The 16,663-nt window shown below is 66.0% G+C and carries 15 protein-coding genes; all 15 read right to left on the bottom strand.

The features are described 5' to 3' along the window. Positions 1–13: 13 nt before the first annotated feature. Genes V1293_RS16380 through V1293_RS16310 form a run of 15 tightly spaced genes read right to left on the bottom strand, consistent with a single transcriptional unit; the run spans position 14 to position 16,596 of the window. Positions 14–904, bottom strand: a complete 891-nt coding sequence (locus V1293_RS16380; protein WP_334510934.1) for an amidohydrolase family protein — start codon at positions 902–904, stop codon at positions 14–16. Beyond that, a complete protein-coding gene (locus tag V1293_RS16375; protein WP_334510933.1) occupies positions 901–2,019 on the bottom strand; it encodes a vWA domain-containing protein in 1,119 nt (372 codons plus the stop codon). Before V1293_RS16375 ends, V1293_RS16380 begins: the two co-directional genes overlap by 4 nt. Continuing rightward, positions 2,016–2,897, bottom strand: coding sequence for an AAA family ATPase (locus V1293_RS16370; RefSeq protein ID WP_334510932.1), 882 nt, complete (start codon positions 2,895–2,897; stop codon positions 2,016–2,018). Before V1293_RS16370 ends, V1293_RS16375 begins: the two co-directional genes overlap by 4 nt. Before the next feature lie 8 nt (positions 2,898–2,905). Then, entirely contained in the window at positions 2,906–3,928 is a 1,023-nt protein-coding gene (locus V1293_RS16365; RefSeq protein ID WP_334510931.1) for a xanthine dehydrogenase family protein molybdopterin-binding subunit, read from the bottom strand. A 2-nt stretch (positions 3,929–3,930) separates the two neighbouring features. Further along, positions 3,931–5,520 carry a xanthine dehydrogenase family protein molybdopterin-binding subunit gene (locus V1293_RS16360; RefSeq protein WP_334510930.1) on the bottom strand — a complete coding sequence of 530 codons (1,590 nt, stop codon included), beginning with the start codon at positions 5,518–5,520 and terminating at the stop codon, positions 3,931–3,933. Positions 5,521–5,531: 11 nt separating this feature from the next. Further along, positions 5,532–6,011: a (2Fe-2S)-binding protein gene (locus tag V1293_RS16355; protein ID WP_334510929.1), complete on the bottom strand. Its 480-nt coding sequence runs from the start codon at positions 6,009–6,011 to the stop codon at positions 5,532–5,534. A 6-nt stretch (positions 6,012–6,017) separates the two neighbouring features. Continuing rightward, positions 6,018–6,836 (bottom strand): FAD binding domain-containing protein, encoded by an 819-nt coding sequence (locus tag V1293_RS16350; protein WP_334510928.1) that lies wholly within the window; start codon positions 6,834–6,836, stop codon positions 6,018–6,020. 16 nt (positions 6,837–6,852) lie between these two features. After that, positions 6,853–7,296, bottom strand: coding sequence for an SRPBCC family protein (locus tag V1293_RS16345; RefSeq protein WP_334510927.1), 444 nt, complete (start codon positions 7,294–7,296; stop codon positions 6,853–6,855). Between the two features lies 1 nt (position 7,297). Then, positions 7,298–7,735 (bottom strand): SRPBCC family protein, encoded by a 438-nt coding sequence (locus V1293_RS16340; protein WP_108517242.1) that lies wholly within the window; start codon positions 7,733–7,735, stop codon positions 7,298–7,300. Between the two features lie 9 nt (positions 7,736–7,744). Further along, positions 7,745–10,636, bottom strand: a complete 2,892-nt coding sequence (locus tag V1293_RS16335) for a flotillin family protein (RefSeq protein WP_334510926.1) — start codon at positions 10,634–10,636, stop codon at positions 7,745–7,747. A gap of 24 nt (positions 10,637–10,660) precedes the next feature. Next, on the bottom strand, positions 10,661–11,494 hold the full coding sequence (locus tag V1293_RS16330) for a phosphoenolpyruvate hydrolase family protein (RefSeq protein ID WP_334510925.1): 834 nt from the start codon (positions 11,492–11,494) through the stop codon (positions 10,661–10,663). Between the two features lie 2 nt (positions 11,495–11,496). After that, positions 11,497–13,734, bottom strand: a complete 2,238-nt coding sequence (locus tag V1293_RS16325) for an ABC transporter permease (protein WP_334510924.1) — start codon at positions 13,732–13,734, stop codon at positions 11,497–11,499. After that, a complete protein-coding gene (locus V1293_RS16320; RefSeq protein WP_334510923.1) occupies positions 13,727–14,509 on the bottom strand; it encodes an ABC transporter ATP-binding protein in 783 nt (260 codons plus the stop codon). Before V1293_RS16320 ends, V1293_RS16325 begins: the two co-directional genes overlap by 8 nt. Further along, the gene (locus V1293_RS16315) at positions 14,502–15,584 is read right to left on the bottom strand and encodes a branched-chain amino acid ABC transporter permease (protein WP_334510922.1); all 1,083 of its coding nucleotides are present in this window, start codon (positions 15,582–15,584) and stop codon (positions 14,502–14,504) included. The genes V1293_RS16320 and V1293_RS16315 overlap by 8 nt, the downstream gene beginning before the upstream one ends. Position 15,585: 1 nt before the next feature. Then, on the bottom strand, positions 15,586–16,596 hold the full coding sequence (locus V1293_RS16310) for a branched-chain amino acid ABC transporter permease (protein ID WP_334510921.1): 1,011 nt from the start codon (positions 16,594–16,596) through the stop codon (positions 15,586–15,588). Between the last annotated feature and the right edge of the window lie 67 nt (positions 16,597–16,663).

The raw sequence follows: 16,663 nt of genomic DNA, 5'->3' as shown, positions 1-16,663 counted from the left end.
TCCTCTTATTCGCTCAGGTTCCCAGTCGATAAACGCGCACGGCTGTTGCTCTCAGAACTGCGTCGCGCTGATCCGCGCGAAGATGCACTGTCGCGGCGAGATAGGCGTCCACCAGTTCGCGATAACTGGTCCAAAGTTTTTCGATCGGAAAATTGGAGCCGAACAGGCACCGGTCGGCGCCAAAGATCGTCACCGTCTCGGTGAGGACGTCGAATACATGCGCGGGATCGTTGCGGTGGATGAAGGTGCCGAGGCCGGAAAGTTTTGAGACGACATTTGGACAGGCCGCGAGCCGGGTCATGCCGGCGCGCCAGGCGGCTCGCCCCTGTGACGAAAGGTCCTCCAGCATGCCGGCATGCTGCAGGACAAAGGTTACATCGGGACAGGCTTCGGCGAGTCCGGCGGCATCCGCCATTTGCGGCGCGAACACCTGCAGGTCGAAGCTGAAGCCATAGTCGGCGAGGCGCGCGACGTTGCGTCGGATCTTGGGATCGGCGCAGAGGTCCGGCCGGGCCGCAAAACGATAGAGCGGGTTTTCGTGCCAGTGCAATTGCATGCGTACGCCGCGCACCAGTGGATAGCGCGCCAGACGATCGAGCTGCGGGCGGACGTCGTCGACGTTGAAGTCGGCATAGGAAACGATGGCGTGCGGCCAACCGTGCTCCTTCGCGGTCCCTTGGACCCAGGCGGTTTCGTCCTCAAAGCGGTCGTTGGCCCAGTTGGTCTGCACATAGACCGAGCGCGTCACGCCGGAGCCCGCGAGATCGCCGAGATATTCCTCGATCGGATAGTCGCGCCGGATCGGCTCGTAGGGGCCGAAGATGCGCGGCTGCATCGGGCCGCTCAGCCAGGGCAGATCGGCCTGACGCCAGATATGATGATGGGCATCGACGATCTCGGTCACGCGGCCTTCCTTTGTCCAAGCGAGAGAACGTGCGAAGCGATCGCGACGGTGGATCCGCCGTCGACCAGATCATCCACGAAGCGCCTTATCGCGATCAGCGCTTCGGTCTGCGGCTGAAAGCCGGGGCCTGCCGCCAGCGGCGTCAGCCAGCTCAGGCGCCAGGCGCGCCGCGACAGGTTTGCGACCGCGTCGCGCAGGGCCGAGGGATCGCCGCGCTCCAGCCCGTCGGAGAGGATGACGACGGCGGCGCCACGCGCATAGCTGCCGAACCGCGGCACCGCCAGGAACGCCTGCAGCGCATCGCCGATGCGGGTGCCGCCGTCCCAATCGCTGACCAGATGCGCGGCAGCGGACAGCGCCTGCTCGCGGCGCTTGAGACGCAGCGCTCGGGTGACGCGGGTGAGCCTGGTGCCGAAGGTGAACACTTCGACGTTGGGAGCTGCGTGCGACAGCGCATGCGCCAGCTTCATGTTGTCGTCGGTGCGCCCCTTCATGGAGCCGGAGACGTCGATCAGGAGCAGAATCTTGCGCGGCCGGGCGCGGCGTTTCAGGCGCCCGAGCCGCAGCACCTCGCCGTCATTGCGCACGCTCTCGCGCAGGGTGCGGCGCAGATCTGCCCACGGCCCGCGGCGGGCACGCATGCGGCGATGGCCGCGCCGCCGCGGCAGTCGCGCGGGCGCCTCGCGCGACAGTTTTCGCAGGGCATCGCCAGTGGCGCTTGCCGCGAAGCGTCGTTCGACCAGCGCCTCGGCGCGGGCCGCGACAAGTCCGGACTCGTTGGCCTCATCAGCCAGCAATGTTTCGTCTTCGCCGCGGCCTTCCTCCTGCAGGCGAACCACTTCCTCATCTTCCGCGCCCGCATGATCAATCGCTTCGCTGCCGATGAAATGGATGTCGAACAGCCGGTCGTAGGTCGTGCGCCGCTCCGGCGGCGGGGCGAGCGTTGCCAACCCGGCCTGCCGAATGGCTTCGAGGCTGCGCGGACCCAGCAACTCGATGGCAGCCAGGAACGCCGTTGTCTGCTCCGGCGCCACGGCAAAACCGTTGGCGCGCAGCAGCGCGACAAAGGACACGAACACGCGGGCCGCGTGCGGCAATTGCAGTTCGCCGCTCACGCCGCCGCCTCCGCAATGAGGGCGTCGAGCCGGCCGGAGATGAAGGTAAGATCTTCCTCGTCCTTCAGCGCAACGCCGATCGAGCGTTTGAAGGCATCGGGCCAGCGGGCACCGCGCGCGTGCAGCAGCGTGGCCGCTTCGGCCCAGTCAACGGCTTCCGCGATTCCAGGCGCCTTGCTGAGCGGCTCGCGCCTCAGCTTCCCCACCGCCGCGACGACGGCGCGTGCGGTTGCTTCGGCGACGCTCGATGCCCGCATCATCACGATGCGCGCCTCGCGCTCGGCAGTCGGATAATCGATCCAGTGATAAACGCAGCGGCGGCGCAAGGCTTCGTGCAGATCGCGGGTGCGGTTCGAGGTCAGCACGACGACGGGACGTTCCGCGGCGCGCACCGTGCCGCGCTCGGGAATGGAGATCTGGAAGTCGGAAAGGAATTCGAGCAGGAACGCCTCGAACTCCTGGTCGGCGCGGTCGATTTCGTCGATCAGCAGCACGGTGGAGTCAGGCGCGCGCAAGGAAGCGAGCATCGGCCGCTCGATCAGAAAAGTCTCGCCGTAGATGTCGATCGTTTCCTCGCCCGCCTGTCGGATCGCGAGCATCTGGCGCGGATAGTTCCATTCATAGAGCGCGGCGGATGCGTCGATACCCTCATAGCATTGCAGGCGGATCAGGCGGCGGCCGAGCACGGCGGCGATGGCTTTTGCCGCTTCGGTCTTGCCGACACCCGGCGCGCCTTCCAGCAGCAGCGGCTTTCCGAGCGCCAGCCCAAGATAGGCTGCCGTCGCGAGGCCGTCGTCTGCCAAATAATACGCCGTCCGCAACGCCCGTTCGAGCGCCTCGGGGCTGTCGATGCCGACGATGTTGCCGCGGACCGTCATGTTCTGCCTCAGCGCCGCGCCTGCGGCCGCGCGCCGCCCTGGGCCTTGATCGCCCGCAAGACTTTTTCCGGCGTGATCGGCAGTTCATCCATCCGCACGCCGACGGCATTGAAGATGGCGTTGGCGACCGCCGGCAGCACAGGATTGGCGCACATTTCTCCGGGGCCCTTGGCGCCGAACGGCCCATCGGCGGCGGGGCGCTCCAGCACCGCGATATCGTGCGGGCAGATGTCGCCGGGACCGGGCATCAGATATTCGACGAAGTCGCGCGGGCCGTGCGCCGGGTCGGGATAATAAGGCTCGGGCGTTTCAAACAGCGCGTGGCTGATTCCCATCCATGCGCCGCCGACGAGCTGCTGCTCGACGAGGCGCGGATTGAGCGCGCGGCCCAGTTCATAGGCGCTGTCGATGCGCACCATCGCAACCTCGCCGGTCTCGTCATCGACCTCGACCTCGGCGACTAGGCAGGCATGCGCGTAGCAGGTGGCAGGCGACATCTCGCCGGTCTCGGGATTCACCTCCGACAACGGCACCAGAAAGATGCCGCGTCCCGAAATCGTTTTGCCTTGCCTGAACTGCGCGGCGATGGCGACGTCCTTGGTGGAGATCGAGCGGTGCGGCGCGCCCTTGACATGGATGTTGCCGCGCCCGTCGGTATCGAGATCGGCGGCGTTGACCTCCAGCTCCTCGGCGGCGGCTTCCATCATGACGCCGCGCGCTTCCTTTGCCGCCGCCATGACCGCGTTGCCGACGCGATGCGTGCCGCGCGAGGCGAACGAGCCCATGCAGTGCGGCCCGGTGTCGGAATCGGCGGTATCGACATAGACGTCTTCGACAGGCACGCCGAGCGTCTCCGCGCAGATCTGCCGCGTCACCGACTTCATGCCCTGGCCGAGATCGATCGACGACAGCGATACCGTGAACTTGCCGCTGGGGTTGGAATGAACCAGCGCCTGGCTGGGATCGCCGCCAAGGTTCATGCCGATGGGATAGTTGATCGAGGCGATGCCGCGTCCGCGATGTTTTGTCATGATCAGCGCCTCCTGGTGCCGAAGACGGAGGAGAAACGGGTGGCGCCATGCGACGGCGACGGAGCCTGTGGCCGTGGGGGAGGGGCGGGTGGTGTCGGCGCGGGAGGCGGTTCATGGGTCGATGCCGCGGGTGCGCGATCATAGGTGATCCGCTGCTGCGAGACGGCCCCGCGTTGCGGAACAGGCTCGCGCGGCGTCGGCGATATCGCCGCCCGGCTGCCGCCGCCGTCCTTGCGCGACGACATCCGCTTCACCTCTTCGCGAAGCGGCCATTTGGCCTTTTCAGCGGCGACCTGCACGCATTCGATCAATGCGGTGTTCTTGGCCTCGCGCCGGTGCGCCTTCATGTCGCCGTCGCGATAGGCGTTGAGGATGCGAAATTCCATCGGGTCGATGCCGACCAGATGCGCGAGCTTGTCCATCTGGCATTCGAGCGCAAAGTCCATCGCCGTGACGCCGAACCCTCGCATGGCGGTTGCCGGAGTCCGGTTGGTGAACACGCAGTAGACATCGCCGTAGACGTTGGGGATCGTGTAGGGGCCGGGCAGGTGCGCCGCGCATTTGACGACGGCGTAGCTGGAAAGCCGCGTATAGGCGCCGCTGTCGAAATAGGCGCGAATCTTGCGCGCGACGATACGCCCGTCGCGCATCACGCCGTCCTTGATGTAGATGCGTTCGGCGCCGCGCGGCGAGCCGAACTGCATCTCCTCTTCGCGGCCGAGCTGATAGCGCACCGGGCGGCCGGTCAGCATCGCGCCGAGGATGGCGAGCGGTTCGGTGAGCGTGTCCACCTTGCCGCCGAAGCCGCCGCCGACGGTCCCGCCGATGAAGTGGAAGGTGTTGGAGGGCACGTCGAGGATCTTTGCGCAGGTGTCGAGCGAGAAGAACAGGGCTTGCGTCGAGGTGTAGACGACATAGCGGCCGTTGGTGTCGGGGGCTGCGATCGAGCCGTTGGTCTCGGTCGGCGCGTGCTCGATCGGCGACATCTGGTAGCGCTGTTCGAGGACATGGTCCGCCTCGGCGAAGCCACGCTCGACATCGCCGAAGCGCAGTTTCTGGTGATCGTAGACGTCGTGATAGATGAAGGTGTTCTTGGAGTAGACCTCGTTGACGACGGGGGCGCCAGGTTTGAGCGCCTCCTCAACGTCGAACACAGCAGGCAATGGTTCGTAGTCGACCCGCACTTTCGCGAGCGCCTCAAAGGCTTCACGCGGGCTGTCGGCGACGATAGCGACGATCGGTTCACCCTTGTAGCGGACCTTGTCGACCGCGAGCGACGGCTCGTCGTCCTTGCCGAAGTTGATGAGGCTGAGCAGCGTGTTGAGATTTACCGGCACGTCGGCGCCGCGAATGATGCGCCGAACGCCGGGCGCGCGTTCCGCTTCCGTCGTTTCGATGCGGCGCAGGCGGGCATGGGCGTGCGGGCTGCGCAACACTTTAAGATGGAGCATGCCCTGCAGCTTGTGGTCGTCGAAATAGGTCGAGGTGCCCGTGACATGGCCGAGCATGTCCTGGCGCTGCGTGCCCTTTCCGATCTCCTTTAAGTTATCATCGCGCTCGTCGGCGAAAATGTCCTTGCGCAGTTCCAGCATGGTCGTTCCCTTCAGGCGCGGGCGCGTCCGCTCGTGGCGGCGGCGAGGACGGCGTTGATGATCGGCTCGTAGCCGGTGCAGCGGCAGATGTTGCCCGAGATCGCCTCGATGACCTCGGCGCGGTTCGGCGAGGGGTTGCGATCGAGCAGCGCCTTCGCAGCCATCAGCATGCCCGGCGTGCAGTAGCCGCACTGGGCTGCGAATTGCTCCATGAAGGCGCGCTGCAGGGGATGCAAGTTAGGGCCATCCTTCAATCCGTCGAGCGTTTCGATCGAGCGGCCGTTCACGGTTTCCGCCAGCGTCAGGCAGGAGAGATGGAGCTCGCCGTCGATCAGCACGCTGCAGGCGCCGCAGCCGCCCTGGCCGCAGCCGAATTTCGGCGTCATGTCGCCGATCAATTCGCGGAGCGCCACCAGCAGATTGACGCCGCCGTCGACGAACAGGGCGACGTCGCGACCGTTATGACGAAACTGGAGCGGGGTCTTGGTCATGAATACTTACTCCAGGCCGGAAAGCAGGCGGCGAAGATGGACGCCGACGATCTCGCGGCGATACCAGGCGCTGCCAAGGGCGTTGTCGGCGGGCGATACGCCCTCCGTTGCAGCCGCGGCTGCGGCGCTGATCGCGGCGTCGTCGAGCGGGCGGCCCTCCAGCGCGCGTTCGGCGGCCCTTGCGCGAATCTGCGTCGCGGCCATCGAGCCGAGCGCGATGCGCGCCCCCGATATGCGGCCGCCACTGGCAGGCAGATGCGTGGCAATCGTGATCACCGAGCCGCCCTTTGGCTTGATGCGGGCGATCTTGCGATAGCGGAAGGCGTCGGCGCTTGCAGGCCGCGCACAGGAGACGGCCAGCACCAGCGCGCCGCTCTGGCGTTCGCGGGACTGCAAAAATTCCTCGATTGGCATGTCGCGAGCGCCCAGTCCGCCCTGGACGGAGACCGTCGCGTCGAGCGCGAGCAGCGCCACGGTGAAATCGCCATAGGGGCTGGGCGCGAACAGATTGCCACCCACCGTGCCCATGTTGCGCACCGCCGGCCCGCCGATTGATCGCGCGGGCGCGTGCAGAAAGGCGAGATCGCGTTCGGCCAGAATTCTTGCGAAGGTGACGCCGGCACCGATCCTGATCCGCGAACTCGCCACATCGATGCGAGACAGCGCTTGATCGGTCGCGCGCACCACCGTCGAGATCGAGATGTCGCCTTCGTTGAGGGCGCGCATGACCAGCGTGCCGCCGCCGAGATAGCGCGCGCTGCGGTCGGTCGACAATGCCGATGCCGCCTCGCCAAAACTCGCGAATGTCTTCACCGTGACGGGCATGATATTGCCTCCGCGTTCATGCGGCCTCCTTCAGGTGCCGGCGAATGGAATCGAAGCCGGCTTGATAGATCTGTTCCGCGACCATCTGCGTTAGCCGCTCGGCATCCGCGGGCCGCGTGGTGAACCTGGATTCCCAATGCCAGAAGGTGCGGTCACCGTCGGTGACCGGCAGCAGGCGGACATGGGCGACATAGTTGAACATCGGGATCGGCGTATCGAGCAGGCAATAGCTGAAGGTCTGTTCGAGGTCGGACAGTGCCAGCAATTGTTCGCGCAGCTCTGAGCCGTCCTGCAGCTTGAAGCGCCTGATACAGCCGATCTTGTCGGAGGCCTGCGCGCGCTCGATGGTGCTGGTCGCCACCGCCGGGTGCCAGCGGTCGTGGCCATTGAAATCGCGCAGCACATTCCAGACTGCGCCGGTCGGCGCGTTCAGGATCGTGCTTTTGACGATATGCGGCACGCTAGCCTCCGAAGGCGCGCTTGAGCGCGTCGAAGCCACCCTGAAACACACCGGTTCCGATATTGCTGACAAGCTCGTTCTCGCGCTCGGGCGCACAGTCGAACTCGGCGGTCCATTCGAGAAAGGTCTGGTCGCCGTCGGTCACCGGCGTCAGCCGCAGGGTCGCGACGTAGTTCTCGACCCCCATGGGAGACTCCAGGATGGAGTAGGTGCAGAACATGTCGTAGTCGGAGAGCCCAAGCAGCTTTTCGCGGATGCGGTCGCCGTTGCGCAGGCGAAAGTCGCGCACGCATCCGATCTTGTCCGCGGGCTCGCCGCCCTCGATGCGGCTCTCCGCAATGGCGGGATGCCAGTTGGGCATGCCGTTGAAGTCGCGCACACGCGCCCAGACGCGGTCGTTGCGGGCGTTGACGACGGTAGAAACGTAGACCCGGGCCATGGCGTGATCTCAACCTTTCTTGCGCGGTCCGCGTTCGGCGGCGGGCTCGCCGGGGGCGGCAGGGGGCGTGTCGGGCTTGCCTGGACCGCCCTTGCGCGTGGATTCCTTGATGCCCTGCATGTCGCGCGCTTCGCGAATGAGGCCCGGCATCCTGGCAAGGCTTCCGCCCTCGACGCCGATATCGGCGAGGATCGAGTCGATCAGCGGCGCCTGCACCCGGTAACGCAGCGCCGAGTCGATCACCTCGTCGGTGGCGCTGCGGCCGCCATTGCCGCCGCCGCCACCGCCATTGAGCCCATCCACCTGAAGGATGCGGATGCCCTCGATCTTCTCCATCGGCTTGACGCTCTCGCGCACGATGCCTTCGATGCGGTCGAGTAGCTTGCGGCGGAACAGCGAGTAGCGCGCCTGGTCGGTGAGCACGTTCTCGGCTTCGTTGAGCAGCCGTTGCGCCTCGGCCTCGACGGCGGCGCGCACGCGCTCGGCGTCGGCCGCGATTTTCGTCTCTTCGGCTCGCTTCTCCGCCAGCAGCACCTCGATGGTCTTCTGGCGCTTAGCGATCTCGCTGTCGCGGGCGGTGACGACGCGCTCGGCCGCTTCCGTCGCTCCCGCGCGCGCATCCTCGGCCGCCACCTTGGCCGCGGACTCTTCCAGCGACTTTTGGTAGAGAGCGATAGCCTTATCCATCAGCGCCGTTTCGACTTCCTTTTCGCGATTGACCTCCAGCTTGCGCAGGTCGCGCTCGCGGCCGATGCGCGCTTCGTCGAGGCCGCGGTCGGAGGCGATGCGGGCCCGCTCGACTTCCTCGCGTGAGGCGATCTCGGCTTCCTGCAGCGCCTGGACGCGCCCGACCTCAAGCTGCTCGATCGCGCGCCGGCGGGCGAGCCGGGCGGCTTCGAGCGCCTGTTCGCGCGAGACGTCTGACGTCTCGACTTCCTTGCGCGCGATGATCTCGGCCTGCTTGACCTGGCGATCGGCATCGATGCGTTCGGAACGCTTGGCGGCAAGCGCGATGACGCGCTCCTCGTCGGCGATCTCGACCGCCTTCTTCTGGTCGATGTTGAGCACTTCGCGGGTCTTGGACGAGGCGATGCGCTCGGCTTCGAGCGCCAGTTCGACCTCGACGCGGCGTCGCTCGATGGCGTCGCGGCGCTTGAGTTCGGCGGCCTCGATCGATTCGGTGCGGTCGATCTCGAGCCCCCGGGTTTCCTTCTCGGCCCGGATGCGCTGGGCGGCGATCACCTTCTCCTGCGCAATGCGCGCGGCCTCGATCGCTTCGCGCGAGGCGATGTCGGCCTCCTCGACGGCGCGGTTGCGCGCGATTTCGAGCGAGCGAACGCGCTCTTCCTGGGCGATACGTGAGGCTTCGGTTGTTTCGCGCGCGGCGATGCCTGCGACTTCGAGCGCCTGGTTACGCTCGATTTCCAGCTTGCGCGTGGCGTGCTCGGCGCCGATTCGCTCGGCCGCCAGCGTCCGCTCGCGGGCGATCCGTGCGGCTTCCACCGCCTTCTGCGCCTCGATCTCCGCTTCCTGAATGGTGCGGACCTGCGCAATCTCCAGCGACCGGGTGCGCTCGTCGGAGGCGATGCGCTCGACGTTGACGATGGTGGTCTGGGCGATGCGGGCCTTTTCGGTCGCCTCGCGCGCCGCGATCTCGGCTTCCTCGACCGCGCGGGTACGCTCGATCTCGCGCCTTCGGGTTTCTTCCTCGTTGGCGATCCGCGCATCCGTGATCGAGCGATCCTGCTGGATACGTGCTTTCTCGACCGCTTCGCGGGCCGTGATCTCGGCTTCCTCGACCGATCGCGTGCGTTCGATGTCGCGCTGCCGCACTTCGCGCTCGGAGGCGATGCGGGCAGTATCGACCGCACGCTGATTGGCGATTTTGGCTTTTTCGATTTCCTCGCGCGCGAGCAGTTCCTTTTCTTCCACCGCGCGCGTGCGCTCGATCTCGCGGTGACGGGTCTCGCGTTCGGAGGAGATGCGGGCTTCGGCGATCGCCTGTTCGTTGGCGATGCGGGCCTTCTCGATAGCTTCACGCGCGGATATCTGCGCCTGTTCGGCCTCGGTCTCGCGCAATGCGCGTTCGCGCGCCACCTCGGTGCGCTGCAGCGCCCGGCGCATCTCGATGTCGCGTTCCTGTTCGAGGCGGGCAGTCTCGCTCTCGCGCTCGATCTCCAGCGCCTGACGCTCGGCATCGAGATTGCGGGTGCGGATCTTGATCATCGAATCCTGTTCGATGTCGTTGCGCAGCTTGCGCTTGGCCTCGATGTCTTCCATCAGGCGGGTCAGGCCCTCGGCGTCGAACCGGTTCGACGGATTGAAATATTCGAGGTCGGTCTGGTCGAGATCGGTAATGGCGACCGACTCCAGTTCGAGTCCGTTCTGGGCGAGCGCCTCGGCGGCGGCGGCCTTTAGCCGCGTGACGTACTCGCCGCGCTGCTCGTGCATCTGCTCCATGGTCATTTCGGCCGCGACCGAACGTATGGCGGAAACGAACTTGCCGGAGAGCAGGGCGTGCAGTTGCTCGGGTTCGAGCGTGCGCCGTCCGAGCGTCGCGGCGGCGATGGCGACCGCCTCGCGGGTCGGCTGCACGCGGACGTAAAAGTCGGCCTCGATGTCGATGCGCATGCGGTCGCGGGTGATCACCGCGTCGTGCTTGGCCCGCACGATGCCCATCGGCAGCACGTTCATGTTGACGGGCGTGTAGTCGTGAATGAACGGCAGCACGAACGCGCCGCCATTGATCACCACGCGCTCGCCGAGCAGACCGGTGCGCACGAAGGACACTTCCTTCGACGAACGGTGATAGAGCCAGTTCACGATGTAGACGACGATGGCGATCACGACGATCGCAACGATCAGCCAGAGGATCAATTCGCCAACCAGAGTCCCCGACATCTTTTCCTCCTTTTGCTCCCGGCGTTATCGCGCGCCGATCGCCTTGAACTTACGAACCTGTTCCGTCAGCGCCCGCTCCACTGGCAGGCGCTCCATCGAGGAAGCGCCGTAGAAGCCGTGGCACTTGCGGGTGTGTTTCATAATGAAGTCGGCATCATCAGGCTCGGCGATCGGGCCGCCATGGGCCAGCACCAGGATGTCCGGATTGACGCTGAGCGCCGCTGCCGCCCAGGTGTCGATCTGTTCCGGGCAGTCTTCGAGTTTTGGTGCGGTGTGCGCCCCGATCGCGCCGCCGGTGGTCAGGCCGAGGTGGCAGACGATGATGTCAGCGCCGGCGATTGCCATTGCCGCGGCCTCGCTTTCGCTGAACACGTAGGGCGTCGTCAGCATGTCCTTGTCACGCGCCTTGGCGATCATGTCGATCTCCAGCGCGTAGGACATGCCGGTCTCTTCGAGATTGGCGCGGAAGACGCCGTCGATCAGCCCGACGGTTGGAAAGTTCTGCACGCCGGCAAAGCCCAGGGCCTTCAACTGGTCGAGAAAACTGTCCATGTCGCGGAACGGGTCGGTGCCGTTGACGCCGGCGAGCACCGGCGTCCTTGTGACGACCGGAAGCACTTCGCCGGCCATCTCAACGACGATTGCGTTGGCATCGCCATAAGGCATCATGCCGGCAAGCGAGCCGCGGCCGGCCATTCGATAACGGCCGGAATTGTAGATGACGATCAGGTCGACGCCGCCGGCTTCCTCGCATTTGGCCGATAGACCAGTGCCGGCGCCGCCGCCGACGATCGGCTCGCCCTTGGCGGCCATGGCGCGAAACTTCTTCAGAATGGCTGAACGTTCGAACTTTGCCATGGTCACCTCGCGACTTTCCGACGGGTCCCCGGGCGTCCGACCAGAGGACGGAGCGCGTTGACGATGGCGGATGCAAATTCGGGTTCGTTGATGTGGCGCTTGACGCGGACAAGCTGGCGATTGCTGGTCTGGCGCACGCTGCGCTCCAGCGCGGTAAACAGCGCCGCATCGGCCTCCGGATCCCAGAACGGCTGGCCCGGCGCATCGAGTGCGGAGACGCCGCCCTCTGGCAGGAAGAAACGCACCGGCCCATCCATCCGGTTGAGTTTTTCGCCGATCCAGCGCCCGATGCGCTCGTTCTCCTCCGGCGTGGTGCGCATCAAGGTCACCTGCGGATTGTGAACGTGGAATTTGCGCTGGCGATAGCGCTCGGGGATCTTGTCCGGCGCGCCGAAATTGACCATGTCGAGGGCGCCGGCAGAGCCGATGAAGGGCAGGCGGCTGCGGATGATCGCGCCAAAGCGGTCGTCGGTGGCGGGAAACACGCCGCCCATCAGGAGATCGCAGACTTCCGTCGTCGTGAGGTCGACGACCGCGGCGAGCATTCCGGAATCGACCAGCTTTTCCATCGAGCGGCCGCCGACGCCGGTGGCGTGGAAGACGAGGCATTCGAAATCGTTGCGCAGGTCCGCCGTAATCTTCTGTACGGCTGGCGTCGTCACGCCGAACATGGTGATGCCGACCGCCGGCAAATCGGCCGGCGCGTTGCGCTCGGTTTTGGCTTGATTGTCGAGACGCGCCTTCACCATTCCGGCGATGGCGTTGGCGCCATTGGCGAGCACCGCGCGCGAGATCGAATTGAGGCCTTGTACGTCGGTGACCGAATACATCATGGTGATATCGGCAGGCCCCACATAGGGGCCGACATCTCCCGACGCGACGGAAGAGATGATGAGTTTCGGTACGCCGACGGGAAGAGCGCGCATGGCGGGCGCGACCAGCGAGGCGCCGCCGGAACCGCCCGCCGAAATGATGCCTGCGACATTGCCCTGGCGGCGCAGCCAGTTGGCGAAGGCGTCCGCCATCGCCGTCACCGACGCGCCGCGGTCGGACCCGAACACAGCAGATCCGCCGCGGCCGTGGTTCAGCGCGATTTCCTGGGCGGAGACATCGCAGGTGGAGAGCTTGCCGCTGGTAGAGACGTCGACCAGCCGCGTCCGCAAGCCCTGTCCGGCGATCACGTCGCGGATGAAACGCAACTCCTCGCCCTTGGTATCGAGCGTGCCGGCAACGAGCACGACGGGCGGCCCGGACGCACTTTGTACAGCCGCACCGGCCTGGCGCTTTTGTCGGGCAGCGTCTTCGATCCGCGTAACGCCTGTCGAGAGCGTGCGCGCTGCGGCCTCGATGCGCGCAATGGGCGCGGGCTGCGACCAGCGCGTCGGCAGCGTGGGATTGGAGACATAGATCCGGACCGGCGCGATACTCGACGCGCGCGGCGGCGCGGGACGCGCTTTGGCCTCAGCGCCTACATCGGCTGCTTCGATATCCATTTCCGGCCCGGCATGGACGCCAACGACGCCAACACCAAGCAAGCGCTGCTGCAACTCGCGGTCGGCCGCCAGGCGCGCGGAGTCGATGATGCGATTGACGCGGCCATTGACCATGATCGCGACGTTCTTCGAGATTGCCGTGGCGACACCGATATTCTGCTCGATCACGAGCACCGACATGTCGCCGTCTTCACCGAGGCGCACCAGCATTTCCTCGACCTGGGCGACGATGACAGGCGCAAGGCCTTCGGTCGGCTCGTCCATGATGAGCAGCTGCGGATTGGTCAGAAGCGCGCGCGAGATTGCCAGCATCTGCTGTTCGCCGCCCGAGAGCTGGCCGCCGCCATGGTCCTTGCGTTCGGCAAGGCGGGGAAACGTCTCGTAGATGCGATCGATGGTCCAGGCGCCGCGCCGCATCCCGGCGGCGAGGCTCAAATGCTCGGCAACGCTGAGCGAGCGCCACAGCCGTCTGCCTTGCGGAACATAGCCGACGCCTGCCTGCGCGATCCGCGCCGGGCTGAGGCGGGTGATGTCCTCGCCGCGAACACGAACCGAGCCGCCGCTCGCCCGCAACAGACCCATGATGGTCTTGCATAGCGTGGTCTTGCCCATACCGTTGCGGCCGACCACCGAGAACACGCCTGAATCCAAGGTCAGGTCGACGCCCTGCAATGCATGCGAATGGCCGTAATAGACATCGAGGCCCCTGACTTCGAGGGCGGGTGCGGAGCGGCGGACCTCACTCATGACCGGCCCCCAGATAGAGTTCCTGGACCTCGGGGTCGGCTTCGATCTCGTGCGGCAGGCCTTCCTTGAAGATGCGGCCGTTGTGCATCATCGTGACGCTTTCGACGACGCGCAGCGCGACGTCCATGTCGTGCTCGATGATGATGTAGCCGATATGGGCGGGCAGAGACGTCAGGATTTCGATCAGTTCGCGCCGCTCGGTGGGGGAGAGCCCTGCGGCCGGTTCGTCGAACAGGATGAAGCGCGGGGCGCCTGCGAGTGCGAGCGCGATCTCGAGCTGTCGCTGCTGGCCATGCGCGAGCTCCGCCACGCGCTGTTCCCGGACTGGCGTCAGGTGCACCGCCTGGATCAACGCCTCGGCCGCATGCATGAGGGCGTCGTTCGCGCCGGGACGCAGCGGAGAGAATCGTCCGCGGGAAACGCCGCGGCAGGCGAGGTAGACGTTGTCCCGCACCGTGAGGCCGGGGAACAGCGCCGAGATCTGGTAGGTACGGCGCAGGCCGCGCCTGATCCGTTCGTAAGGCGGGAAGTGGGTGATGTCCTCGCCGAAGAAGCGGATGGTGCCGGAGGAGGGCGGAAAGTCGCCGGTCACGCAATTGAACAGCGTGGTCTTGCCGGCGCCGTTGGAGCCGAGCACGGCGCGGCGTTCGCCCGGGCGAACCGTGATGGTGACGTCGGTCAGCGCCGCGAGCGCGCCGAACAGCCGCGTCACGCCGCGCAGCTCCAGCGCGGCGCCGGCACCGACGGCGGAAAAGCGTGGCGCGGCGCTATCCATGACGGTGGCCTCCGCCCGTGCGAGCGTCCGGGGCCGCGGCGCGGCGGCGCCATCGCTCCCAGAGTCCGATCACGCCATCCGACGACCAGAACACGATGGCGAGGAATCCGAGGCCGATCAGCAACCGGAAGCGATTGCCGTCGAGCCCGAACTTGACCAGCAGATCGAGCGCGAAGGTACGCAGGATGACGAAGATGAAGGCGCCGATGAAGGGACCGACGGGGCGGGTGATGCCGCCGACCACGGCGATGATCAGGATATCGATGCAGGCCCCGACGCTGACCGAGCCGGGCGAGATCTGCCGGTAGTTCCAGACCTGCAGCACGCCGCCGAGCGCGGCGATGAAGGCCGCGAACGCGTAGGCTGCCACGCGGTGCGCGTTGACATTGAAACCGAGCGCCGCCATGCGGCGGGGATTGTCCCGCACGCCCTGCAGTGCGAGGCCGAACGGTGCGCGCGAGACGTATTGAACGGCGAAATAGCAAGACGCCGCGACGCCCAGCGTGACGTAATAGAAGGGGATATCGGAGCGCCAGTCGACGCCCCAGAATTTCGGCGTGGCGATGGTGTTGATGCCGGTGTGGCCGCCGAAGATCGGCCAGTTCTGGTTGGTGAAATAGTAGAAGGCCGCGCCGATCGCGAGCGTGATCATGATGGTGTAGATGCCTTCGGTGCGCACCGCGAGGGTGCCGCCGAGCGTGCCGAAGATGGTCGCGAGCACCAGCGCCATCGGCGTCGCCAGCCACCACGGCCATCCCAGGCTGATATTGGTGTTGGCGCTCATGCCGAACACCGCGACCATGTAGGCGGCAAAGCCGGCGACGGTGAGCTGCATCAGGCTGACCATGCCGCCATAACCCGCCAGGAACATCAGGCTGAGGGCGATGGTCCCCAAGATCAGCGTCGTGGCGAAGATCTCGATCAGGAAGAAGCCGTTGGCGATGAACGGCATGATCAGCAGGATCGCCGCCACCAGCCAGACGGCGGGCTTGTTGAATTCCGGCCACGCCAGCAATGTCGCGCGCACCCCTGCCGGCCGGCTGGTCTCTTGATGCGCGCCCTGGACCAACGACATGTCAGCGCCTCGCCAGAAGGCCCTGCGGCCGCAGCGCCAGCACCAGCACCATGATGAGGAAGGTCACCACGATCGCGTAGGTCGGGATGTAGACGGAGCCAAGCTGCTCGGCGAGGCCGATGATGACGGCGCCCAGCGCCGCGCCGGGGATCGATCCCATGCCGCCGACGATGACGACGACGAGGGAAGCCAGCAGAAAGCGGGTATCTTCACCCGGCGAAATCGACTGAAAGGTTCCGCCGACGACGCCCGCGATGCCGGCAAGCCCTGCGCCGAGCGCGAACACGACAACGAAGACGAGCTGGATCGGCACGCCGGTTGCGGCGAGCATGTCGCGGTCATCGACGCCGGCGCGCACCATCATGCCGACGCGGGTCCGATTGAGCGCCAGCCACATCGCGATCCCGATCACGATCGCCGCGACGAGGATCACCAGCCGCACCAGCGGATAGCGAAGGTAGACCGCTTCCCCCGACGATTTGACCGCGGTGACCAGCGGCAATTCGATCGGACCGACCAGCCAGCTCGGGGTCTGGATCTGATAGAAATCGCCGCCGAAAACCCACAGCATCAGGTCCGCAAACACGATCGAGAGCCCGATCGTGACCATGGTCTGGCGCAAATCCTGCCCCTCCATGCGGCGGAAGACCACGATCTGCAGGACGATGCCGACCAGCGCCACGCCGATAAACGCGATGATGAAGCCGAGCACCCATGAGCCGGTCCAGACGCTGATGGCGTAGCCGACATAGCCGCCGAACAGATAGAGCGAGCCATGCGCCAGGTTGACGTTGCGCATCAGGCCGAAAATCAGGGTGAAGCCGCTGGCCACCAGGAAGTAGAGGCTGCCGAGCGTGATGCCGTTGAAGACGGCGTTGAGAAAGACCCGCTTCCTGCCGATCGCCTCTTCGAGGCCGGGTGGCCACACGGCAAGGATCAGCCACAGCATCACCGCGACCGCGATCAGCAGGATCAGCGCCCATGCCGGATGGCGTTCGATGAATCTTGTCACGGTTTTGGCCCGCCCGTCGCCATGCCGTCCTCCCAGACGCCGCGGCCGTTTCGGCTCGCGTTTTGGG

It is taken from the genome of Bradyrhizobium sp. AZCC 1693 (assembly GCF_036924745.1).
Classification (GTDB): domain Bacteria; phylum Pseudomonadota; class Alphaproteobacteria; order Rhizobiales; family Xanthobacteraceae; genus Bradyrhizobium.
This window is presented reverse-complemented; position numbering and strand designations above follow the sequence as displayed.

What these genes read in the sequence shown, in the direction of transcription:
- V1293_RS16335 (WP_334510926.1), bottom strand. Translation starts at nt 10,636, where the DNA reads ATGTCGGGGACTCTGGTTGGCGAATTGATCCTCTGGCTGATCGTTGCG.
- V1293_RS16370 (WP_334510932.1), bottom strand. Translation starts at nt 2,897, where the DNA reads ATGACGGTCCGCGGCAACATCGTCGGCATCGACAGCCCCGAGGCGCTC.
- V1293_RS16325 (WP_334510924.1), bottom strand. Translation starts at nt 13,734, where the DNA reads ATGAGTGAGGTCCGCCGCTCCGCACCCGCCCTCGAAGTCAGGGGCCTC.
- V1293_RS16360 (WP_334510930.1), bottom strand. Translation starts at nt 5,520, where the DNA reads ATGCTGGAACTGCGCAAGGACATTTTCGCCGACGAGCGCGATGATAAC.
- V1293_RS16365 (WP_334510931.1), bottom strand. Translation starts at nt 3,928, where the DNA reads ATGACAAAACATCGCGGACGCGGCATCGCCTCGATCAACTATCCCATC.
- V1293_RS16355 (WP_334510929.1), bottom strand. Translation starts at nt 6,011, where the DNA reads ATGACCAAGACCCCGCTCCAGTTTCGTCATAACGGTCGCGACGTCGCC.
- V1293_RS16340 (WP_108517242.1), bottom strand. Translation starts at nt 7,735, where the DNA reads ATGGCCCGGGTCTACGTTTCTACCGTCGTCAACGCCCGCAACGACCGC.
- V1293_RS16315 (WP_334510922.1), bottom strand. Translation starts at nt 15,584, where the DNA reads ATGTCGTTGGTCCAGGGCGCGCATCAAGAGACCAGCCGGCCGGCAGGG.
- V1293_RS16350 (WP_334510928.1), bottom strand. Translation starts at nt 6,836, where the DNA reads ATGCCCGTCACGGTGAAGACATTCGCGAGTTTTGGCGAGGCGGCATCG.
- V1293_RS16330 (WP_334510925.1), bottom strand. Translation starts at nt 11,494, where the DNA reads ATGGCAAAGTTCGAACGTTCAGCCATTCTGAAGAAGTTTCGCGCCATG.
- V1293_RS16320 (WP_334510923.1), bottom strand. Translation starts at nt 14,509, where the DNA reads ATGGATAGCGCCGCGCCACGCTTTTCCGCCGTCGGTGCCGGCGCCGCG.